The following is a 22,325-nucleotide window of genomic DNA, read 5'->3' on the forward strand; positions in this document are numbered from 1 at the left end:
CCGATGTCCGAGGACATGATGGTCCAGGACCTGCTCACCCTGATTCCCGAAGCGGCGCTGGCGCTTTCCGCGGTCCTGGGACTGGTCCTGGGTTCCTTCCTGCCCCGGGACAGGCAATGGCCGGTGCGCCTGCTGGCCGTGGCGGGCGCGGTGACCGCGATCGTCCTGACGGTGAAGGTCTGGAACGACCCGGCGAAGATCATCTTCGACGGCAGCTACAGCATCGACGTCGGCACCGATGCCATCCGCGTGACCGTCGCGGCCTCCCTGCTGATCCTGCTCGCCCTGTCGCTACCCGGAACTCGCGCCGCCGCAAGGGAATCCGAGTTCATCGTGCTGCTCACCCTGACCGGGGTCGGCACAATCCTGCTCGCCGGAGCCACCGACCTGCTGATTCTCGTCAGCGCATACCTGCTGGCCAGCATTCCGCTGTACGCGCTCACCGGCTTCGGCAAGGACGCGCTGGGGACCGAGGCGGCCCTGAAGTTCTACCTGTTCGGCGCGCTGTTCGGCACCACCATGCTCTTCGGCGCGGTCCTGGTCCTGGGCGCGGGCGGCGCGACCGCCTACCCGATGATCGCGCAGACGGCCGCCGCCGCGCCGCGCGCCGCGCTGGGGATCGGCGCGGTCGCGGTGCTGGGCGGACTGCTGTTCAAGGCGGGCGCGGTCCCGGCCCACTTCTGGGTTCCCGATGTCACCCAGGGCACCCGCCCGGAGGTCGCGGCCCTCGTCACCACGGTGCCGAAACTCGGTGCGGTGGTGGCCATCTACCGGCTCGCCGCCGAAGTCCTCGACGCCGGGGACCTGGACTGGCGCATCCTGATCGCGGTGATCGCGGCCGCCACCATGACGCTCGGCAATTTCGCGGCCTTCTTCCAAACCGATGTCCGCCGCCTGCTCGGCTATTCGACCATCTCCCAGGTCGGCTATCTGCTGGTCGGTGTCGCCGCCGCGAACCGCTCCACCCTGGCCCTCGGCGGCGTCCTCCTCTATCTCGCCGCGTACGCGCTCACCAATCTCGGTGCGTTCGCGGTCGTCTGCGCACTCCCCCAGCTGCGCACGCTCTCCGACTACACCGGGTTGCTGCGCGCCCGGCCCGGACTTCTCGTCGCGCTGGTGGTCTGTCTGCTCGGCCTGGTGGGCACGCCGCCGACGGGCGTCTTCCTCGGCAAGCTCACCGTCTTCACCGCCGCGTTCGACGCGGGCCTGGGCTGGCTGGTGGTGATCGCCGTCCTCAATGCGGTGGCCAGCCTCTTCTATTACCTCCGCTGGATCATCCCGGCGCTGAAGGGACCTGCGGACCTGCCCGACTCCGCACCGATCCCCCGCGTCACGGCCTACCTCGCCGCAGCGGGCTCCGTCGTCGTCGGCCTGCTCGCCGGTCCCCTCCTCCATGCCTTCGAAGCCTCCCCGCTCGCACACTGATGCACCGAATCGCCCGGAGTGGCAGTCGCCTCCCCTGCCCCCGGCCCGGCAAGATGGCCTCATGGAACGAGTGCTCGGCATCGGCGGTTACTTCCTGCGCGCGAAGGACCCCGAGGCCCTAGGCGCCTGGTATCGGGAGAACCTCGGCCTCGACGCCGACGAGCACGGCCTGTGGCGGCAGGAACCCGGCATGACCGTCTTCTCCACCTTCCCGGCCGACACCGATTACTTCGGCTCCCGTGACCAGCAGACCATGCTCAACTTCCGGGTCCGCGACCTGGACGCCATGCTCGCGCAATTGCGGGCCCAGGGCGCGAACGTCGCCGAGGGGACCGAGGACATGGAGGGTGTGGGCCGATTCGGCTGGGTCACCGATCCCGAAGGCCATCGAATCGAGTTGTGGCAGCCGGCCTGACCCTCCGCCCGGTCAGACCGAGACCGGCTCGGGCAGGCGCTCTTCCGCACGCCGCACCGGCTGTTCCTCCTGCGGCCCTTCGATATTCAGTTCCGGCAGGATCCGGTCGAGGCGGCGCGGCAGCCACCACGCGGCCCGGCCCAGCAGGGCCAGCACGGCGGGGACCAGGGTCAGCCGCACCGCGAACGCGTCCACCAGCACGCCCACCGCCAGCGCGAAGGCGATCGGCTTGATCATGGCGTCATCGGTGGGCACGAACGAGGCGAAGACCACGACCATGATGGTGGCCGCCGCGGTGACCACCCGGGCATTGTGCCGGGTGCCCTCCACGATCGACGCCGTCGCGTCGCCCTCGCGCAGCCACTGTTCGCGGATCCCGGAGACCAGGAACACCTCGTAGTCCATGGCCAGCCCGAACAGCACGCCCACCAGGATGATCGGCAGGAACGCCACCACCGGACCGGTCTTGGCGACACCGAGAAGATCCGCCGCCCAACCCCATTGGAACACCGCCACCGTCACCCCGAGCGCGGCCACGACCGACAGCAGGAAGGTCAGCGCCGCCTTCACCGGCACCGCGATCGAGCGGAACACCACGACCAGCAGCAGGAGACTCAACCCGACCACGACGCCGAGGAACGGGAGCAGCGACGCCGAAAGCCGTTGCGAGACATCGATGGTGACCGCCGTGTCACCGGTGACGGCAACCCGGGCGTCGGGGACCGCGGCGGGCGCCTGGCCGCGGATCGCGTGCACGAGGTCGGCGGTGTGCCGGGATTCCGGCGCACTCGCCGGAACGACCATGAGCAGCGACTGCCCGGTCCGCTGCGTCGGCTGCGGCGGCGCCACGAAGGCGACATCCGGCAGCCCACGCACGGTCTCGGCCACCCGCGCGGCCGCCGCTCCGGTATCACCGCCAGCGTCGACGACCACCACGAGCGGGCCGTTGAATCCGGGACCGAACTTCTCGGCAATGGTGTCGTAGGCCTGTCGCTGTCCGGTCACGGCGGCCGCGGATCCATTGTCGGGCAGCGCCATTCGCAGGGATGCCGCGGGAATCGCCAGCACGATCAGCGCACCCGCCACCGCCACCACCGTCAGGATCGGCCGCGCGGTGACCAGACGAGCCCAGCGCGCGCCCATGCTGTCCGCGCCGGTGGCCGCGGCCCGGCGCTCGGCCCGCGACCCGGTGCGCGGCGCCAGCCGAGGACCAGCGAATCCGGCCAGCGCGGGGAGCAGCGTGATCGCCACCGCGACGGCGACCAGCACCGCGCCCGAGGCGGCCAGGCCCATGACGGTCAGGAACGGAATCCCGATGACGCTCAGCGCCGCCAGCGCGATGATCACCGTGGTTCCGGCGAACACGACCGCGCTGCCCGCGGTCTGATTGGCCCGCACGACCGAGTCCCGGGGCGAGAGCCCCGCGGCCAGTTGCGACCGATGCCGCGACAGGATGAACAACGCGTAGTCGATCCCGACCGCCAGCCCGAGCATGAGCGCCAGTGTCAGGGCGGTCGAGGACACCGGCACGACCGCGGCCACCCCGAGCAGCCCGCCCACCGTGACGGCGATGCCGAAGATCGCCGACAGCAACGGCATCCCGGCCGCCAGCAGCGATCCGAAGGTGATGAGCAGGACCAGCACGGCCACACCCAGGCCGAGGACTTCGGTGATTCCCGGTTGCATCTGGCCGACGCCGTACACGGTGCCGCCGACCGACACGTCCAGTCCGGCGTCCCGCGCCGAGTCCGCCGACCGCTCGACGGTGGTGCGGGCGTCCTCGCTCACCTGGGAGCGATCACCGGTGAAGGACACCATCCCGATGGCGGTCCGCTGATCGGGTGAGATCGTTCCCGCCTGCTGCGGCGTCGTGACCCCGACCGCGCCCGGCGCGGTGCCGGCGGCCTCCAGGGTGTGCGCGATGGCCGCGCGGTAGGGCGCTTCCGAGATGAGGTGACCCGGCGGCGCGGTGAAGACCAGTTGGGCCGTGGCCCCGGCCGCGCCCGGCGCGGTCTCGGCCAGGGTGTCCAGCGCGTGCTGCGATTCGGCCCCCGGCACGGTGAACCGGTCGTCGAGGTGGCCACCGCCGACGGCGGCGCCACCGATCACGGCGATCAGCAGCGCGATCCAGATCGAGACGACCAGGCCACGGCGTCGGAAGGCGAAGTCGCCGATCCTCCCCAGCACTGCGCTCATGGTTGCTTCCCCTCGTGCAGACACGAATGTTGACGGGTGTGAACTTTATGGGTGTTAACTTGCCACCGAATCTGTACAGGTGTCAACATCAATGTCGTGGCCATCACTGAAGACGCGCCGCAACGACCCGGTCGCGAGGCCCCCTATCACCACGGGGACCTGCGCAACGCCCTCGTTCGCGCCAGCGCGGAGCTCGCCGAGATCGGCGGGCCCACCGCCGTCACCGTCCGCGCCGCGGCCCGTGCGGTCGGCGTGACGGCCACGGCCGCCTACCGCCATTTCAAGGGGCAGGAGGAGCTGCTGGCCGCGGTCCACGATCGGGCGGCCGAGGCGCTGTTCGAGGCCCTCGACACGGCGATGAAAGACGTTCCGCAACAACCGGACCCGACCGCCACCGCCATCGCCCGGCTGGCGACCGCCGGCCGCGCCTACATCGAGTACGCCGACCGCGAACGCGGCCTGTTCCGAACCGCCTTCTGCACCACCGACATCGACATCGACAAGGACGTCACCGAGGACCCGATCTTCCTGCTGATCGGCGTCGGCCTGGACGCCCTGGTCACCGTGGGCTTCATGGATCCCCGCCAACGCCCCGGCGCCGAATTCACCGCCTGGGCGGCGGTCCACGGCCTGGCGACGCTCCTCATCGACGCCCCCCTGGCCGATGCCACCGACGCCGACCGGGAGGCGGCCATCCACCACGCGATCGCCACCATCCTGCGCGGCCTGGCCACCGGCCCCGACGCCGAGCCCTATCGCTCGAACGACCCGCACATCGCCCTTCCGGCCTGAACCGGCATGCCGCGCCGGGCAGCGGCGTCGGCATCAGCGGCCCGAAAGTCGGCCACACCCCGAAACTCATCCGCTTCCCGATATTCGAAGTCTCGGATTGCGGGAATTGGGATACGGTGGCATCAGTCCGGAACTGATGACGTTGTGACATAAGGTGTCTGAGTCACACCAAGTGAATCGCCCGTTGCGCCGGAACGTTTCCCGGCGATTACCAGCGGTGAAATCTGGATTTCACGGTCCGGTCACGAATGCGCGGACATTCGAAATCGGCTCCCGAACAATCGAATTCCAACCGTTCGGAACTCGATCGACAGCATGCGATCGCTCCCGTACGATCTGGCCATACGGGGAGTACCGGCCCGTCGAACGGGGGAATCGGAGTTGAGGAGTCGCTTACCGGCGACCATTCGCAATGCCGCGGAATGGACGCGACGCCTGGCGCGCACCGCACCGGGTGTCATCGGCGCGGTGGGCGCGGCCCTCGCCCTGCTCGCCTTGATCGGCGGCCTGGTGACGGCGAATCAGCAGAGCGCCAAGCTCTCTCGCCACGACACCGTGCTGGCGCACACCGAGCCGCTGGCGAATGCCGCGCAACGCCTCTATGTGGCGCTGTCGACCGCCGACGCTGCGGCCTCCACCGCGTACCTGTCCGGCGGCATCGAGTCGCCCGAGGTCCGGATGCGCTACGAGAACGCGCTCACCGACGCGGCGGCCGCGCTGGCCGAGGCCACCACCGGCGCCTCGGACAACGAGACGCGCACCATCCTCGCCAAGATCTCGTCCGAATTGCCCAGTTACACCGGCTATGTCGAGGCGGCCCGCGCCAATAACCGCCAGGGCCTGCCGGTCGGTTCCGCCTACCTGCGCCAGGCCTCGGCCCTCATGCAGGGCTCGCTGCTGACGAACGCGGCCGAGCTGGAGGGCATCCGCCTCGATCAACTGCACCGCGACCAGCGCGCCATCACCGGCCTGCCGCTGTGGAGCGTGGGCCTGCTGGTTCTCTTGCTGGCGGCCTGCGGCTACGGCTCCTGGCTGCTGGTGAACCGCACCAACCGCTGGATCAATCCGGGCGTGGTCGCCGCCGCGGGCCTCACGACGATCGCCCTGCTCTGGATTCTGACCACCACCATCGCGGCCTCCGCGTCGATCAACACCGGCGCGACCGCCCGCTTCGAGAAGATCGCGCAGGCCCGGATTCTGGCCCAGCAGGCCCGCACCGAGGAGACCCTGCAGCTGATCACCCGCAGCGACAGCAAGTCCAGCGAGGACCGCTTCGCCGCGGGCAGCGCGAAACTGCGCGCCGATCTGGGTGATCTGGTGAGCGCGGACTCACCCGCGTCCAAGGCCTTCTCCGGCTGGCAGGACGGCCATCAGAAAGAAGTGGCCGCCTATTTGAGCAATAACTATCGAGGCGCGGTGGACCAGACCGTGAAGGCCGACGGCACCGGATCCGCCGCGCAGTTCGCCGCGCTCGATGCCGCCTTGAAGACCGAACTCGAGCGCACGCGCCAGGAAGTGCGCGACGATGTGAACACGGCCGGAAATGCTCTCACCCTGAGTCCCCTGGGCACGCTGGCGCTGCTGCTGGCGGCGGCGGGCTCGATCGTCGTCGGGGTGTGGCCACGGTTGAAGGAGTTCTTGTGAAGCGGATGCGGATCATGGTGCTGGCGGCGGTGGCGCTGCTGGCCGCCGCGTGCGGTTCGACGCCGGAGGCCCCACCCTTCCAGCTGCCTCCCGACAACCGGCTGCCCGCCGGGGCGAAGGTGCTGACCGCCGGCCCCAACCAGCGGATCGACCAGTCCTGCAACCCGACCGCGAGCCTGCGGCCGCAGGGCGCGCAGCCGCAGCCGGGTTCCATGCCGGCCGGATCGACCATGGCGGCCATCGTCGCCAACGGCAAGGTCCGGGTCGGGGTGAACCAGAACGAATTCCTGTTCGGCTACCGCAATCCGGCGACCGGCGAGATCGAGGGCTTCGATATCGATCTGGCGCACGAGGTGGCCCGGGACCTGTTCGGCGATCCTGACCGGGTGGAGCTCAAGCCCATCGAGACCGCGAACCGGGTGCAGGCACTGACCAAGGGTCAGGTCGACATGGTGGTGCAGAGCTTCACCGCGACCTGCGCGCGCCGCAAGGACATCCAATTCTCCACGGTCTACTTCGAGACCGACCAGCGGGTTCTGGTGACCAAGGGCTCGGGTATCCGCTCGGCCGCCGACCTGGGCGGCAAGAAGGTGTGCGGCATCCCCAACTCGACCACCCTCGACGCGGTCTTCGCACTCCCGCAGCGCCCCATCGTGATCGGCATCGACAACTGGCTGGACTGCCTGACCGCGCTGCAACAGGGCGAGGTCGACGCCGCCAGCACCGACCTGCCGCTGCTGTACGGCCTGAAGATCCAGGACCCGAATCTCGAGGTGGTCGGCGACGCCATGGCCTCGGACAACTACGCCATCGGGATCCAGCAGCAGGCCACCGATTTCGTGCGCTTCGTCAACGGCGTCCTGGAACGGGTGCGCAATGACGGCACCTGGCAGCGGCTCTACAACAAGCGGCTGAGCGTGCTCGGGCCGTCCAACGGTCCCCCGGCGCCCAAGTACAGCGATTGAGCTCGGCCATGCAACCGAATCCGGGGCACATTCTCAGCGTCGCCGAGATCGATCGCGACATCGCCGAGCGCGCCCGCGAGATCGAGATCATCGCCGCGACCCTGGTGGAACTGGACAAGCATCCCGGTCTGGTCCTGCTGCGGCGGTTCCCGCCCACCGGCGTGACCGAGCAGCGCTGGGCTCCGGCCCGCGCGGCGCTGGAACTGCTGTGGGAGGACTTCGGCCGCCTGGGCACGGTGCTGGATCGCGCGCGGTCCGCGCGGGCCCGGCGGCGACTGGACGCCCTCGACCGCGAGGAGCTGACCCGGCTGCTGCGCGGGCAGCCGATCGAGCTGGCGCGCACCGCGATACCCATGTCGCAGCGCGCGCTGGGCGGGCCCCGCGAACAGGTCCAGCTGATCGGGATCGCCGAACTGCTCGAGCGCATGCACGCGGCCTTCCCGGTCGTGGTGCGGGTGCTCGAGGCCGTGGAGGCGGTCAACGATCGGGTGATGGCCGAGGTCGCGCCGCTGCGCGCGGAACTGGATCGGGCCGGCTCGGCGATGCCGCAATTGCGTTCGCTGGCCGTCGATCTCGACGAACTGTCGGTCCAGGTCGCCACCGATCCGCTCGCGCTGGCGCCGGACGCCCTGGACCGCCGGTTGACCGAGCTGTCGCGCCGCATGCGCGAGGCTGCGGCCGTCCTGGCCGATCTGCGGGCCATGTCCGCGGATTGGGACACCGCGGTCGAACGCGTGCGGACGCTGATCGACGTGCTGCGCAAGACCTATGAGCGCGCCGACCACGCGCGCGCCGAAGTGGAGAGCATCATCCTGGCCGCGCCCCTGCCCCGCCACGCCGACGACAGCTCCGTCTACAGCGCGGAATTGACCGCGCTCGACGCCGAGCAGCCCACCCCGGCCGCGCTGTGGGAGCTGCGCCAGCGCATCGCCGCCGCCCTCGACACCGCGACCCACAACGAGCAACTGGCCCAGGGGCTGCTCGACCGGCGACTGGAACTGAAGGGACGCTTCAGCTCCTATCGTGCCAAGGCCGCGCGCCTGGGGGTCAGCGAGCAACAGGATGTGCTGGCCTCGAGTCGCATCGCCGCCGGACTGCTGGCGCGCCGGCCCTGCGACCTGGCCGCGGTCACCCGCGCCATCACGGACTACCGCCAGCTCATCGCGCAGAAATCGGGGAGGCGATCATGAACTGCACCGAGCCCGGCTGCACCGGGACCATCGAGGACGGGTACTGCACCGTCTGCGGCACCGCCCCGAGCCCGGGGGCGGCCACACCGAGCACCGGGGGTGCGGCGACCGGCAGCCCGGTCACGAGCACGGGCATCCCGGCCGGCGCGAGCGGCGCGGCGTCCGACAGCTGCACCGAACCCGGTTGCACGGGAACGATTCTCGACGGCTACTGCGATGTCTGCGGCAGCGCTCCCGCCCCGGTCTCGGCGCTCGCCACCACCGCGCAGGCCAGTAGCGCGACCACCGGCACCGGATCCACCGCCACCAGCCGGGCCTCCCGCAGCGGGCGTTCGGTCCGCACCGGCCGCTCCGGTTCCTCCGGCGCGAGCCGCGGCCGCCTGGGCGCGGGCATGGTGAAGGTCCCCTCGGTCCCCCGCCGCGATCCCACCGAAGCGGTCCTCGCCGACCCGGAAGTGCCCGAGCACCACCGTGACTGCGGCAAGTGCGGCCGCCCGGTGGGCCGCAGCCGCAATGGCGAGCCGGGCCGCGCCGAGGGGTTCTGCGCGCACTGCGGCACCCGCTTCTCCTTCACCCCGAAGCTGTCGAGCGCCGATCTGGTCGGCGGCCAGTACCAGGTGCTGGGCCCGCTCGCGCACGGCGGCCTGGGCTGGATCTACCTGGCGGTGGACCACAAGGTCGACAACCGCCCGGTGGTGCTCAAGGGCCTGCTCAATACCGGTGACGCCGACGCCATGCGGGCGGCGGTGGCCGAGAAGCGGTTCCTCGCGCAGGTCGATCACCCGAACATCGTGCGGATCTACAACTTCGCCGAGGACACCGGTCCCGACGGCAAGCCGGTCGGCTACATCGTCATGGAGTACGTGGGCGGCAAGTCGCTCAAGCAGATCCTGCGCGAGCAGCGCACAGCCGATCAGCAGTACCTGCGGCCCGCGCGCGCCATCGCCTACATCCTGGAGATGCTGCCCGCCCTGGAGTACCTGCACGATCGCGGCCTGGCCTACTGCGATTTCAAGCCCGACAACGTGATGCAGACCGAGGAGCAGCTCAAGCTCATCGACCTGGGCGCGGTGATCGGCCTGCACGATCAGACCGAAACCATCTACGGCACACCGGGTTATCAGGCCAAGGAGATCGCCCGGACCGGGCCGACCGTGGCCTCCGAGGTGTACACGGTGGGCCGCACACTGGCGGCGCTGATCATGCGGATCCCGCCGGTGAACAACGAGCTGGGCCCGCTGCCCGGTCCGGACGCCGAACCGCTGATGGCCCGCCACGAATCGCTCTACCGATTCCTGCTGCGCGCCACCGACATCGACCCCGACGCGCGGTTCACCTCGATGACCGAGATGGGCGATCAGCTCACCGGCGTGCTGCGCGAGGTGCTGGCCCGCGAGGACGGACGGCCCCGGCCGGGCCTGTCCACCCGGTTCGGCCCGCCGCGCGGGGTGTTCGGCGTCGGTGATCGGCTGCCCGACGACCCGCGCGACATCATCGCCGCGCTGCCGGTCCCGCTGATCGATCCGGGTGACAGCGGCGCCGCCCTGCTCGCCTCGACCAGCGCGGTCACCCCCGAGGACCTGGAGCGCGAGATCAACGCGGGCCTGCAGTCGGTGGTCACCGGCCAGTCCGAGTCGGTCGAGATCCCGCTCCGATTGATCCGCGCCGCACTGGAATTCGGTGACGCCGACGACGCCCTGCGCCGCCTCGACGAGGTGGAGTCCACCCTCGCCGGGGACTGGCGGCTGACCTGGTTCGCGGGTCAGGCCCGCCTGCTGCAACGCGATTGGGCCACCGCCACCGCCGAATTCGACGCCCTCTACAGCGCGCTGCCGGGTGAGGCCGCCCCGAAGCTGGCCCTGGCCGTCACCGCCGAGCTGCTGGCCGCCGACGGCGCCGAAGCCGAAGCCGCCCGCGCGGAAACCTATTACGACCTGGTGTGGCGTACCGACCGCACCTTCACCAGCGCGGCCTTCGGCGCCGCCCGCTCGCGCCGCACGGCCGGTGACGGCCCGGGCGCGGTCGCGGTGCTGGACCAGGTCGACGCCGCTTCGGCGGTGCACACCGAGGCGGGTGTCACCGCCGTCGAGACCTTGCTGGCCGTGAACGATCCCGCCGAGCTCACCGAACAACTGGTGCGCGACGCCGGAACCCGGATCGGCAAGCTGACCCTGGACTCGAAACGCCGTGCCGCCCAGGCCCGGCTGCGAGTCCTGGACGCGGCGCTGCGCTGGCTGCGCCTGGGCAGGGTGCCCACCGACCACTCCCCGCTGCTGGGGGTGGCGCTCGATCAACAAGGGGTACGGACCGGTTTGGAACGCTGCTATCGCGATCTCGCGCACGAGACCGACGACATGTGGGAGCGCATCGCCCTGGTGGAACAGGCCAATGCCGTGCGCCCGAGGACGCTGCTGTGACGGCCCGCTGCCCGCGCTGCGGCACCTTCGCCGCGGACACCGACCGCTTCTGCGAGGCGTGTGGGAGCAAACTCGGGGTCCGGCTGATCGCGCTGCCGCCCACGGAGTTCCGGCCCGGGTCCGGCTCCACGGTGCCGGTGGCCGACGCGGCCCGCAACGCGCGCCGCGAGGGCGGCGACGGCACCGGTTTCGCGGCGGGTCCCGCGCCCGACTGCCACGGCTGCGGGGGCACGGCTTTCGATCCGGACGGGTACTGCGCCAGTTGCGGTGAGCTGGGCCCGGAGCGCGATCGCTTCGAGGCGGATCTGGGCACGGCGTGCCTGGTCACCGATCGTGGTCTGCTGCATGCCCGCAACGAGGACGCGGTCGCCGCGGCCGTGCTCGACAGCGCGTCGCCGGATCGTCCCGCCACCGCGGTGATCGCGGTCTGCGACGGGGTGTCCACCTCCGAGGATCCGCAGGCGGCCTCGGGCGCGGCGGTCCGCGCGGGCCTGGACGCCACCCTGGCCGCGCTCGCGGCCGGCCGGTCCGCCGAGGACTGCGCCCTGGTCGGGCTCACCGCCGCCGCCGACGCGGTCAAGGCCGTGGGCACCCCGGACGGCAAGTCCCCATCCTGCACCTACGTCTCGGCGATCGTGCAGTTCCAGCCCGACGGCGGCGCGGCCGTCACGGTCGCGAACGTCGGTGACAGCCGGGCCTATTGGCTGCGCCCGGGTGACGACTCCGAACGCCTCACCGTCGACGACACCCTGGCCCAGGCCATGGTGGACAACGGCCTGCTGGACGCGGCCACCGCGATGGACGGCCCGCACGCGCACGTGCTCACCCGCTGGCTCGGCGCCGATTCCGAGCACCAGTGGTCCCCCAGCTGCGTGCGCACCCTGCGCACCAGCGAACCCGGCGTTCTGCTGCTGTGCAGCGACGGCCTGTGGAACTACCTCCCCGAGGCGGCGGCCCTGTCCCGCTTCACCAGCTCGCAGCCCGCCCTGCTCGCGGCGCGCGCCCTGGTGGAGCACGCGCTCGGCGCGGGCGGCAAGGACAACATCACCGTCGCGCTCGTCCCCGTCCCCTCCCTCGCACCGTCAGGAGACACCCCGTGACTTCCGCTGAGAACCAAGGCCTTTCGGTCGCCGTCGATCAGAACGAATTCCTCGCCGAGGGCGCGCGCACGGTCGACGCCATCGTGACCGTGGAGGCCACCGACGATCTGGTGGTATCGGTGGCGCCCGCGCCCCGGGTCGAGATCCTGATCATCGACACCTCGGGCTCGATGGGCGGCGCGGGCAAGTTCGCGGGCGCGCGCCAGGCCACCCTGGCCGCCCTGGACGTCATGCCCGACGGCACCCGGTTCGCGATCGTGGAGGGCACCGACAAGGCGCAGGTGGTGTACCCGCACAGCGGCGCGTCCGCGGTGGCGAGCCGGCAGGAGCGCGCCAATGCCCGTCGCGCCCTGGACAAGCTGTCCCCGCACGGCGGCACCGCCATCGGCACCTGGCTGGGCCTGTCGCGGCTGATCGCCAAGCAGCATCCGGACGCGATGGTGCACGCCATCCTGCTCACCGACGGCCGCAACGAGCACGAGACGCCGGAGCGGCTGGCCGAGGAGATCCGGTTGTCGACGGGCGTCTTCACCTGCGACTGCCGCGGCGTCGGCGCGGACTGGGAGGTGAACGAGCTGCGCGCCATCGCCTCCGCGCTGCACGGCACCGTCGACATCGTGAAGACCGCGGACCAGCTGGCCCAGGATTTCGCGGCCATGATGGAAACCTCCATGGAGAAGGCGATTCCGGAGCTCACGCTGCGGGTGTGGACGCCGGTGGGCGCGCGGATCGCGTTCATCAAGCAGGTCGCGCCGTTCATCGAGGACCTCACCGCGCGCCGCGTCGAGGCGGGTCCGCAGATCGGCGAGTACGCGCTGGGTTCGTGGGGCGCGGAGGATCGCGACTACCACGTGCAGCTCGATGTGGAGCCCGCCGCAGCCGGTCGGGAGAAGCTGACCGCGCGGGTGAGCGTGCTGGCCGACGGCGAGATCCTCGGGCAGGGTCTGGTCAAGGCGGCCTGGACCACCGACACCGACAAGTCGGCGATCATCAGCCGCCGCGTCGCCCACTACACCGGGCAGGCCGAACTGGCTCAGACCGTGCAGGAGGGCCTGGCCGCGCGCAAGCAGGGCGACTTCGCCACGGCCACCGCCAAACTCCAGCGCGCGTACCACCTGGCCACCGAGTCCGGCAATGAGAACACCGCCAAGCTGCTGCTCAGTGTGGTCGACGTGGTCGACGAGCGCACCGGCACCATCCGGCTGCGCAACAAGGTCGATCCCGCCGACGAGATGGCCCTCGACGTGCGCTCCACGAAGACGGCCCGCGTCCGCAAGGAGCCGTGATGGCGTTCTGCACCGACGGGCACGAGACCACCGCCAGCGACTATTGCGACACCTGTGGCGCACCGGTCGGGGACGGGCCGGCCACCGCCGCACCGCCTCCGGCGCTGTGCCCGTCCTGCGGGGTGCCCGCCGAGGGGCGGTTCTGTGAGAACTGCGGGCACGATTCGGCGCTGCCGCCGCCACCGCCCGCGCCGACCGCGTCGAGCGGGGACGAGCAGTCGGCGGGGACCGTCGGGGAGCCCGAGGGGTCGACCGCGCAAACCGAGGGCGAGACCCGGGAGAACCCGAACGGCGGGCCGGTCTGGGTGGCGACGGTGACCGCCGATCCGGGGCACTACGCGCGCATGCAGGCTCAGAAGGGTCCGGACCTGGACCGGGTCGACTTCCCCGACTACTACCCCGATCGCCGAATCCCGTTGCGGGGGCCCAATATCCTGATCGGGAAGCGCAGTGTCTCGCAGGGCGTGCACCCGGATATCGATCTGTCGGTCGCGCCCGCCGATATCGCGGTGTCGCGGTCGCACGCGATCCTCCATATCAGTGGCGGCACGCTGACCGTCACCGATCTCGGGTCCACCAACGGCACCTGCATCAACGAGAGTCCGACCCCGATCGCGCCCAAGACCGCCATTCCCCTGCGGGACGGCGATCGCATCCATGTGGGCGGCTGGACGACCATCACGTTGAGCACGGAACAAGGCTGACCCACACCGATTCGAGCAATTCGGTGATCTTGGACCGTCGTCCAGGTTAGGCTCCCCGCTCTATGAGCCTGACGCGCCGAGACTTCGCCCGCACCACCCTGGCCGCCGTCGCCGGCACGGTCGCCACCGGCCTGACCGGCGCTGCGGCCCAGGCGATTCCGCACGCCCGGACCGTGGCGGCAGCCCCGCAGGCGTGGATGGCGGCGCTGGCCGACACCACCCCGCTGCTGCGTCTCACCATTCCCGGCACCCACGACTCCTGCGCCACCGATCCGGCCAACGGCACCGAATGGTCGCACACCCAGAACTGGTCGCTGCCCGACCAGTTCTCCCACGGCATCCGGTTCCTCGACATGCGCTGCAACGGCCTGCAGGACCACACCGCCGATTCCTTCGGCGTCTACCACAGCGGCTTCTACCAGGGCATCACCTTCGACACCGTGCTCGATCAGTGCCGGACCTTCCTGGCCCGCAATCCGGGCGAGGTCCTGATCATGCGGGTCAAGAAGGAGGACGGCACCAATAACGACGTGGGCTCGAACTTCGAGCGAATCTTCAACGGATACCTGGACGCCAAGGGCTACCGCTCGCTGTTCTGGCTGGAGAACCGCTTCCCCACACTCGGCGAGGCGCGCGGCCGGATCGTGCTCATCGCGCAGTTCGCGAACTCCCTGGGCTGTCTGCAGTGGCCGGGTGGCGACAACGGCGTGTTCAGCACCGATCGCATCTATTTGCAGGACCGGTACAAGGACCGCGGACTGGCCGGACTGGATTCGGGCTCCTCGAACTTCGGTTCCTCCGGCGGCGACAAATTCGACTACGTCCGCGACTGTTTCGACAAAGCCGCCGGCGATCCCGCCAACACCGTCGAATACATCAACTTCACCAGTTTCGCCGACAACGCCTGGCCCAAGGACAATGCCGCGGCCATCATGCCGAAGGTCGACGCCTACCTCACCGCGCACCGCGGCCAGGCCGCGCACTACGGCATCGTGCCCATGGACTTCCCCGACCGCTACCCCTCGGTGGTCACCCAGTTGATCGAAAAGAACTTCGCCTGAGGCGATCTCGCCGGGCGAACCGGGAGGCCGACCTCCCGATCCGGGTGGTCGTCCTCCACGGTTGCCTGGCGGTCCCCACCGTGGCCGCTGTGGTGGCCGTGGTGACGGCGGATCCGTGATCCCGCAATCGATCTCAGCGTCGTAGCAGCGTCCAGAACATCCACCCGCCCGCACCCAGCGCGAAGGCCACCACGAGCGCCATCGCGATCAGCGGGACGAACGTCGTGAGGTCGGCGGGTCCCCCGGCGCTCGCCTGGATCAGGAATCCGGCGGCGACGGGCCCGATGAGCAGCAGCCCGATGAAGGTCAGCAGCAGGGCGGCGATACCCAGGGTTGGCAACTTACCGGCATTCTTCATCTGTCCTCGAATCCATGTCTCGTGAGATGCATTCGAACAAGATCAACGCTAACAGTTTCTGCATGTCAGAGTAGCCACCGAAACGCAAAGGTCGCTTCGACCGACATCTGGCGACAGCCGGTGCGACCTCGGGTGACACCCGAGTCCGACATTCTGCTAATTTTCAGCAAATTATCCTCGCATTATCAGCGCTGCGCACGCAGCGTGCGATGGAGAATAGTGCGCAACTCCCGCGCTTGGTCGGCGCCCCCGGCACCGGTCAAATCCTCGGGCAGCCGGTGCAATTGCCGCAGGGTCCGGCTGGAGTGCGTCTCTGAGGCGATCACGAGCGCGTGCCGGGCCGCCTCCAGCGCCTATCGGCCTGACCGGTCCGCGCCTGCGCCACCGCCAGCAGGGCCAGACCCCGCCCCAGATCGCGGCGATCCTCGATCTGCCACAGCGGCAGCGCTTTCAGCAACGTCTCCACCGCCGCTTCCGGCTTGCCCAGGTGCACCCAGCTGTTCGCGGCTTCCATGCGAAGGAACTCCGGTGTGCAATAGCCGGCCAGATCACCGTCCCCCGCCACGCAATCGGCGGTGGCCTCCCAGGCCTGTCCGATGGCCCGATCGGATTCGCTGCCCTCCATTCGCCCCGCGTGCCCGTGCGCCAATCGCAGCAGCGCCAGGGTGCGCAGCCGGGGCAGCTCGGCGGAATTGCGCAGCGCCGCCCGCGCGGATACACGATTTCGCACCTGAACTCACCCGCATCCCACCTACCTGCCGAATCCCGACGATCGAACGGATGGCGCGTACCCGAGCAACCATTCGATGCTAACGGACCATTCGGACACCCAGATCATTCACTGTGCACCCGCACCAAGGGAATTCCCACCGCCCCGGCCGGGGGTTCGACGACGAAGGCCACGTGCTCGCCGGGATCCTCGAGGTGATCGAACGTGACGACCTCTGCCACACAGTCGACTCCGCGGCGCAGTGCCACGGGCACCCGGGCCCGCACGGTCGCGATCGGGGCCGTCGTCGTCCTGCCGAGCTTCAGCAAATCAGCACTCCCGCGGTTACTCGTGTCCGTTCATTCTGATGCCGCACGAAATAGGAGTCACGCTAATACTCCGCAATCTTTCAGCAGTCCCACAGCAATCTAGCGGTCATCCCTACCTCCAATGGGTGACACGCCAACGCCGACGAGTGACATGCGATCGGCGACAGGCCATTACGCCGAGAAGCTACCCAGCGGCACACCCACCGGCGGATGCACCGCCGGGCGCACGGACAGCACGTGGTCGCGGTATTCGCGAGGAGTCAGACCGGTCTCGGCACGGAACACGCGATAGAAGTTGCGGTCGCCGGTGAAGCCGCAGGCGACGGCGATCGCCGCGATGGTGCGGTCGGGGGCCGCGACCAGCAGTTCGCGGGCGCGCTCGGCGCGCATGCGGCGCAGCAGCATCATGGGCCCGCCGTCGATATCGGCGAAGAGCCGGAACAGCTTGCGCCGCGAGAGTCCGCAGGCGACGGCGATCCGGTCGGGTGTCAGCTCCGGGTTGCCCAGGTGCGCCCTCAGGAAGGCGATCACCCGCTGGCGTAGGAGAGCGTTCGCGGCCGATTCGTCGGGCAGGTGGTCGCCGCCCAGGGCCAGTCCGGCCGCGAGCAGTCCGATGCCGGAGTTCAACATGGCCGTATTGCCCAGCGCCGCGGGCGACAGGTGCACCAGCCGCCGGAAGAAGTCGATCACCAGGGCTTCGTGCCCGATCGGCTGCAATCGTCTGGCGAGCGGGAATTGGTCGTCACGCAACCCCGCGGCGCTCAGCAGCAGGTCGCGCCGGACCCGGATCAGGATGCCCTCGTACCCGGTGGTGATGGCCTCCTGCGGCCGCTCGCCGTCGACCAGGAACATGGTGCCCACCGGGGAGCGCAGATATGTTCCGCCGCAACGGACGTCGCAGACGCCCGCGGTGGTCAGGCAGGCCAGCACGTACGGCTCGCCGGAGGCCGCGATGTGGCGCTGGGTGCGGCGCGCCAGGGTGTCCGAATTCGCCACTCGGGCAATCGATATCGGTTCCGAGCGCACGCAGGGCTCGAGGACGCCGTGGAACGGGTCGTCGGCGAGCGGTTCCATCGAGCATTTCATCATCGATTCGCTCAGGATGGACGCCCAGAGGTCGAACGCTTCCTGCGCGGAGGCCCCGGCGGTCGAGATGCGCGGGCCACCCACCGTCACGTCGTAGGCATTCATGGGGCAATCTTGCCAGCAACCCTCGCGCCGCGGGCCGACCCGGCAAACGAACCGAATGGTCTTGTGCGGCTAGCGAAGTAGATTGACCAATTGCCGGTAGGCGGCGCGGGTCGGCGGGGCCAGCCGCCGCCAGGTGACCGGGCCGCCCGAGCCCAGGTGCGTGTCGTAGGGAATCTCGGCGACCGCGCGGACCACGTCGCCCAGATACTTGCGCACGTGTTCGGTGACCAGCGGCCCGTCCTTGGGATGCTGGCGGGTGACCACGATGACCGCGTCGGCCAGGTGGTACTGGCTGTAGTTGTCGTCGAGCCAGATCAGCGCCGGTTTCAGCCGGTTCACCGCATCGGGGCGGGCGGCCAGGGTGATCACCAGCGAGATGCGCGAATCGCTCAGCAATGGCGCGACCATGCGGCTGGTGACCGGCGCGCCACCGTCGTACACCGGCAGGCATCCCGCCTCGACCAGGTCCCGGTGGACCGAGGAGTAGGTCTCGCGACGGGGCAGCGCTTCGGGCCCGCGCGGCAGAACGCCTACGCCGGAACTGTTTTCGCCGCAGCTGTCGATGACCGTTGACGGCAGGCTGCGGTGCGCCATGTTCAGCCAGGACTGGACCGTGCCGGCGGCGTCGATGGTGTCGCACCCGCGCGCGGCGAGGTCACCGCCGGTGGTGGTGGCGTCCACGACCACCGGCGAGTGCTCGCCGTAGTCGTAGGCGGCCGCGCCCGCGATGCCGAGCGCGGTGGTGGTCGCGCCGGAGCCGCCGGAGCTGCCCAGCACGAGCACGGGCGGCAGGTCGGCCCATAGCAGGTAGCCGTTGCTCGGATGCATGCGCACCATGTCGGTGGGCCCGCCGGGCGGGGCCGGACGCAGCAGCAGGGAGAGGTCGGTGGGTGTGGAGGAAAGGGCCGAGGGATGATCCGGGAAGTTTTCGGACATCGCTAGATTCCTTTGGTGCGAGCGGCAGTCGATACTGCGGAATCCGTGTGGTCACCACGTCGCGCGCAGCCGGCCCCTGCGTCTCGCCATCAACGCCCCCACCGCGTCGACGAGCTGCCCCTGCACTTCGACATTTTTCGAAGCCTGAAGTCGATTCCCCCCGATACCCCCTACCGCCCTGAAGTCGATCAAGAGTGCAAAAAGGGTTGCTGTGCAGCCCCTTTCGATGTCGCCAGATATTACATGATCTTGTCAACAATGCATCCGGATCGATAGCCCTGCAGAATCGCTGGCACTGAATGTCAGAGGTCCGGCCGCGAACGGCCGGACCTCCTTGGTGGATGCGGGTTTTCAGCCGACGTCGGCGGTGAGCGGCAGCGCGGTCACCGAGGTGCCGACGTGCAGGGTGAAGGAACCGGGTTCGACGGCCCAGCCGTCGGCGGTCCAGTGCTCGAACGCGCGCCTCGGCAATTCGATGGTGGCGCTGACGGATTCACCGGCGCCCGCCTCGATCACCGCGAATCCGGCGAGCCAGCGCACCGGGCGATCGACGGCGCTGTCCGCACGCGACAGGTACGCCTGCACGACCTGACGACCGGCGCGCGCCCCGGTATTGCGGACGGCGACGGTCGCGGTGCGGCCGGACACCGTCAGCTCGTCGAGCTCCCAGGTCGTGTAGCCGAGTCCGTGGCCGAACGGATAAGCCGGGGCCACACCGGATTTCAGCCACGCCCGGTACCCGATGTGAATGCCCTCGGAGTACGGCAGCGCGTTGTCGGGTCCGGGCTTGGTGTCCAGCACCGGGACATCGGCCATCGTCACCGGCCACGTGGTCGGCAGGCGGCCGCCGGGTTCGGATACGCCGGTCAGCACGTCGGCCAGCGCCGCGCCGAACTCCTGTCCGGGGAACCAGGTGAGCAGGACCGCGGCGACATCGTCACGCCACGGCATCTCCACGGGGGAGCCGGAATTCACCACCACGACGGTGCGCGGGTTGGCCGCGGCAACGGCGGCGACCAGTTCGTCCTGGCGGCCGGGCAGCCGCAGCGTGGTGCGGTCGAAGCCCTCGGATTCGATCTGCTCGGTGGTGCCGACCACGACCACGGCCACGTCGCTGGTGCACGCCAGGTCGATGGCGGCGGCGAATTCGTCGTCGTCGGAGCGGCGCGGGCGGCCGACCGCGCAGGTGATGCCCATGGCGGGGAAGCCGCCGCCGGGCACCATGCGCACCAGGATCTCGATCTCCTGCCCCTCGGCGAGGGTGCGGGTCACGAAGCGCTGCGGCGGATTCAGCAGCATCTCGACCGGGTCGGCGCCGTCGGGCAGCACGGTCTCCTCGAGCACCTGCTCGCCGTCCAGCGCCAGGGTCAGCGCGCCCACGCCCGCGAAGCCGATCCGCCACTCCCCCGCCACGTCGGCGCGCAGCCGCCCGCGCAGTTCGATGGCCTCGGCCCGCACCGCGTTCGGGTTGCCGAACAACATGAGGCTGCCCGCGGTGCGGTGTTCGGTGTCGAGCACGGCGCCCTCGCCGAGGTACCGCAGCGACAGCCCGGGCTCGCCGGTCTCGGGATCGGTGACCAGGTCCAGCGGGATCGGAATCATGTTCTCGCTCAGGTGGACACCGGGGGTGTACACCACCGGCAGCACCTCGGAGAGCCCCTCCAGCGGGGAGGTGGTGTGCGCCGGGATCACGGTCGCGCTGCCGCCGCCCATGAACCGCGGTTCGGCGGCGGCGGACCCGAGCAGCGCCACCCGGGCGGGCGCGCGCAGCGGCAGGGTGCCGTCATTGCTCGCCAGCACCATGGCCAGCGCGGCGGCCTCACGCACCAACTGCCGGGACTGCTCGTCGGTGAATGCCGGGACGGGCGTGGGGGTTCCGTTCAGCGCGCCGACCCGTTCGGCGAAGCGCAGGATGCGCCGCACCTTCTCGTCGATCGCGGATTCGGGGACCCGACCGACGCGCACGGCCTGTTCCAGCGGCGCGCCCCACAACTCCCACGGGCCCGGCATGGCCAGGTCGTTGCCCTTGGCCGCGCCCTGGGTCGAGCGGACGGCGGTCCAGTCCGAGACCACCACGCCGTCGAAACCCCACTCGCCCTTCAAGGGTTCGTCGAGCAGGTCGTTCTCGGTCATGGTGGTGCCGTTGACGGAGTTGTAGGCCGCCATCACCATCCACGCGCCGGCCTCCACGGACCGCTCGAACGGGTACAGGTAGAGCTCGCGCAGAGTGCGCTCGTCGGCGATGACGTCGGCGGTGAAGCGCTCGGTCTCGGAGTCGTTGGCGACGTAGTGCTTGGGGCACGCGCTCACCCCGTGCGCCTGCACGGCGCGCACGTAGGCGTCGGCCATCTCGGCGGTCAGCATCGGATCCTCGGAGAAGCATTCGAAATGCCGTCCGCCGAGCGGGGATCGGTGCAGGTTGATGGTCGGGCCCAGGACCGCGTACACGTCCTTGCGCCGGGCCTCGGCGGCGATGAGCGCCCCGATGTCGGTGAGCAGGTCCCGGTCCCAGGTGGCGGCCAGCGCGGTGCCCGAGGGCAGGCTCACCGACGGGTCGCGCTCGTCCCACTGCTCGCCGCGCACGCCGGACGGGCCGTCGGAGACCGGCATATCGGCCAGGCCGATGCTCTCGTCACCGGCGAAGCGGAAGAAGTTGGCTCCCGAGACGAGCCGGATCTTGGCGGGCAGATCCAGTTTCGCGAGCAGGTCGTCGATGGCGTCGGTCATGCTCGTTCCTTCCAGAAGGTCACCAGGTCCGCGCAGACCCGGTCGGGGACGTCCTCGTTGGGCACGTGGCCGGAGCCGGGGTAGACGGCGGTCTGCGCGCCCAGCTGGGCGGCGAAACGCTCGTGCACCTCGGGGGCCCACAGGTCATTGGTGTCGCCGTAGGCCACCAGCAGCGGCACGCCCGAATCCCGCAGCACCGCTGGATCTTTCACCGGCGGCTCGGCCATGCAGGTGAGGATGCCGACGATATTGGCCTTCTTGGTGCGCAGGATCCGCTCACGCAGGAACTCCTGGCGCTGCGGCGAGGGCTGCTGGTCCGCCTGCGCCATGACCGCGCTCATCTGCTGCCAGATCACCTCCTGCCCACCGGCTTCCACCATCTGCGCGATCAGCAGCGGCGGCGGGAAGTTGATGTCCTCCACCGAGGACGGGCCCGAGGCGAGCAGGGTGAATGTGCGGAACCGTTCGGGGCGCTCGATCACCGCGACGCGGGAGACGTAGCCGCCGAAGGAGTGCCCGACCAGATGGATGGGCTCGTCGGGTGAGATCTGGTCGACCACGCCCTGGAGGTCACCGACGAAGTCGGCCAGGGTGTAGCCGGAGACCTCGTCGGGGCCCTCGGACTCCCACTGCCCGCGCTGGTCGTAGGCGACGGCCCGATAGCCCGCGTCCGCCAGCAGCGGCAGCATGTCCTCGAAGTCCTCCTTCGAGCCGGTGAAGCCCGGCACCAGCAGCGCCGTCCCGCGGTATTCGGTCCCGGCGGGCGGCGCGGCCTCCCAGGCGGCCAGTTTTCCAGCGGCTCCCCGCAGTGTGAACGGCGTGATCAGGGCCTGACTCATCCGGCGATCCTTCCCTCGTACTGCCTTGTACGGCTGGCCCC

The 22,325-nt window shown here is 70.0% G+C and carries 18 protein-coding genes; 11 read left to right on the forward strand and 7 right to left on the reverse strand.

Annotated elements, in window-relative coordinates; translation table 11 throughout:
- Positions 1 to 3 precede the first annotated feature (3 nt).
- Complete coding sequence (locus ACWEOI_RS16210) at positions 4 to 1,425, forward strand: NADH-quinone oxidoreductase subunit N (protein ID WP_452360076.1); 1,422 nt, start codon at positions 4 to 6, stop codon at positions 1,423 to 1,425.
- Positions 1,426 to 1,486: 61 nt separating this feature from the next.
- Complete coding sequence (locus tag ACWEOI_RS16215; RefSeq protein WP_433666438.1) at positions 1,487 to 1,840, forward strand: VOC family protein; 354 nt, start codon at positions 1,487 to 1,489, stop codon at positions 1,838 to 1,840.
- A gap of 12 nt (positions 1,841 to 1,852) precedes the next feature.
- On the opposite strand, the gene ACWEOI_RS16220 is transcribed toward ACWEOI_RS16215, so the two are convergent.
- The gene (locus tag ACWEOI_RS16220; protein WP_452360077.1) at positions 1,853 to 4,036 is read right to left on the reverse strand and encodes an MMPL family transporter; all 2,184 of its coding nucleotides are present in this window, start codon (positions 4,034 to 4,036) and stop codon (positions 1,853 to 1,855) included.
- A 96-nt stretch (positions 4,037 to 4,132) separates the two neighbouring features.
- Here ACWEOI_RS16220 and ACWEOI_RS16225 point away from each other — a divergent pair, with 96 nt between their 5' ends.
- From ACWEOI_RS16225 to ACWEOI_RS16265, 9 genes are all read left to right on the forward strand, one after another.
- Positions 4,133 to 4,828: a TetR/AcrR family transcriptional regulator gene (locus tag ACWEOI_RS16225; protein ID WP_452360078.1), complete on the forward strand. Its 696-nt coding sequence runs from the start codon at positions 4,133 to 4,135 to the stop codon at positions 4,826 to 4,828.
- A 381-nt stretch (positions 4,829 to 5,209) separates the two neighbouring features.
- Positions 5,210 to 6,472 carry a hypothetical protein gene (locus tag ACWEOI_RS16230; RefSeq protein WP_452360079.1) on the forward strand — a complete coding sequence of 421 codons (1,263 nt, stop codon included), beginning with the start codon at positions 5,210 to 5,212 and terminating at the stop codon, positions 6,470 to 6,472.
- Positions 6,473 to 6,477: 5 nt separating this feature from the next.
- Positions 6,478 to 7,437 (forward strand): glutamate ABC transporter substrate-binding protein, encoded by a 960-nt coding sequence (locus ACWEOI_RS16235; RefSeq protein WP_433673404.1) that lies wholly within the window; start codon positions 6,478 to 6,480, stop codon positions 7,435 to 7,437.
- A gap of 8 nt (positions 7,438 to 7,445) precedes the next feature.
- A complete protein-coding gene (locus ACWEOI_RS16240; protein ID WP_433666442.1) occupies positions 7,446 to 8,627 on the forward strand; it encodes a hypothetical protein in 1,182 nt (393 codons plus the stop codon).
- Complete coding sequence (locus ACWEOI_RS16245; protein ID WP_452360080.1) at positions 8,624 to 11,044, forward strand: tetratricopeptide repeat protein; 2,421 nt, start codon at positions 8,624 to 8,626, stop codon at positions 11,042 to 11,044. Before ACWEOI_RS16240 ends, ACWEOI_RS16245 begins: the two co-directional genes overlap by 4 nt.
- Entirely contained in the window at positions 11,041 to 12,144 is a 1,104-nt protein-coding gene (locus tag ACWEOI_RS16250) for a zinc ribbon domain-containing protein (protein ID WP_433666444.1), read from the forward strand. The genes ACWEOI_RS16245 and ACWEOI_RS16250 overlap by 4 nt, the downstream gene beginning before the upstream one ends.
- On the forward strand, positions 12,141 to 13,430 hold the full coding sequence (locus tag ACWEOI_RS16255) for a vWA domain-containing protein (RefSeq protein WP_433666445.1): 1,290 nt from the start codon (positions 12,141 to 12,143) through the stop codon (positions 13,428 to 13,430). The genes ACWEOI_RS16250 and ACWEOI_RS16255 overlap by 4 nt, the downstream gene beginning before the upstream one ends.
- On the forward strand, positions 13,430 to 14,134 hold the full coding sequence (locus ACWEOI_RS16260) for an FHA domain-containing protein (protein ID WP_433666446.1): 705 nt from the start codon (positions 13,430 to 13,432) through the stop codon (positions 14,132 to 14,134). Before ACWEOI_RS16255 ends, ACWEOI_RS16260 begins: the two co-directional genes overlap by 1 nt.
- A gap of 62 nt (positions 14,135 to 14,196) precedes the next feature.
- Complete coding sequence (locus ACWEOI_RS16265) at positions 14,197 to 15,195, forward strand: phosphatidylinositol-specific phospholipase C (RefSeq protein ID WP_452360081.1); 999 nt, start codon at positions 14,197 to 14,199, stop codon at positions 15,193 to 15,195.
- Positions 15,196 to 15,328: 133 nt separating this feature from the next.
- Here ACWEOI_RS16265 and ACWEOI_RS16270 read toward each other — a convergent pair whose 3' ends face one another.
- The 6 genes from ACWEOI_RS16270 to ACWEOI_RS16295 all read right to left on the reverse strand — a co-directional run bounded on the left by ACWEOI_RS16270 (position 15,329) and on the right by ACWEOI_RS16295 (position 22,284).
- A complete protein-coding gene (locus ACWEOI_RS16270) occupies positions 15,329 to 15,553 on the reverse strand; it encodes a hypothetical protein (protein WP_433666448.1) in 225 nt (74 codons plus the stop codon).
- 322 nt (positions 15,554 to 15,875) lie between these two features.
- Entirely contained in the window at positions 15,876 to 16,283 is a 408-nt protein-coding gene (locus ACWEOI_RS16275) for a hypothetical protein (RefSeq protein WP_452360082.1), read from the reverse strand.
- Between the two features lie 479 nt (positions 16,284 to 16,762).
- Positions 16,763 to 17,782, reverse strand: coding sequence for an AraC family transcriptional regulator (locus tag ACWEOI_RS16280; protein WP_452360083.1), 1,020 nt, complete (start codon positions 17,780 to 17,782; stop codon positions 16,763 to 16,765).
- Positions 17,783 to 17,851: 69 nt separating this feature from the next.
- Complete coding sequence (locus ACWEOI_RS16285; protein ID WP_433666452.1) at positions 17,852 to 18,718, reverse strand: MinD/ParA family ATP-binding protein; 867 nt, start codon at positions 18,716 to 18,718, stop codon at positions 17,852 to 17,854.
- A gap of 351 nt (positions 18,719 to 19,069) precedes the next feature.
- Positions 19,070 to 21,445: a beta-glucosidase gene (locus ACWEOI_RS16290; RefSeq protein ID WP_452360084.1), complete on the reverse strand. Its 2,376-nt coding sequence runs from the start codon at positions 21,443 to 21,445 to the stop codon at positions 19,070 to 19,072.
- Positions 21,442 to 22,284 (reverse strand): alpha/beta fold hydrolase, encoded by an 843-nt coding sequence (locus ACWEOI_RS16295; RefSeq protein WP_452360085.1) that lies wholly within the window; start codon positions 22,282 to 22,284, stop codon positions 21,442 to 21,444. Before ACWEOI_RS16295 ends, ACWEOI_RS16290 begins: the two co-directional genes overlap by 4 nt.
- Positions 22,285 to 22,325 lie beyond the last annotated feature (41 nt).

The sequence above is a fragment of the Nocardia sp. NPDC004340 genome, from assembly GCF_053602575.1.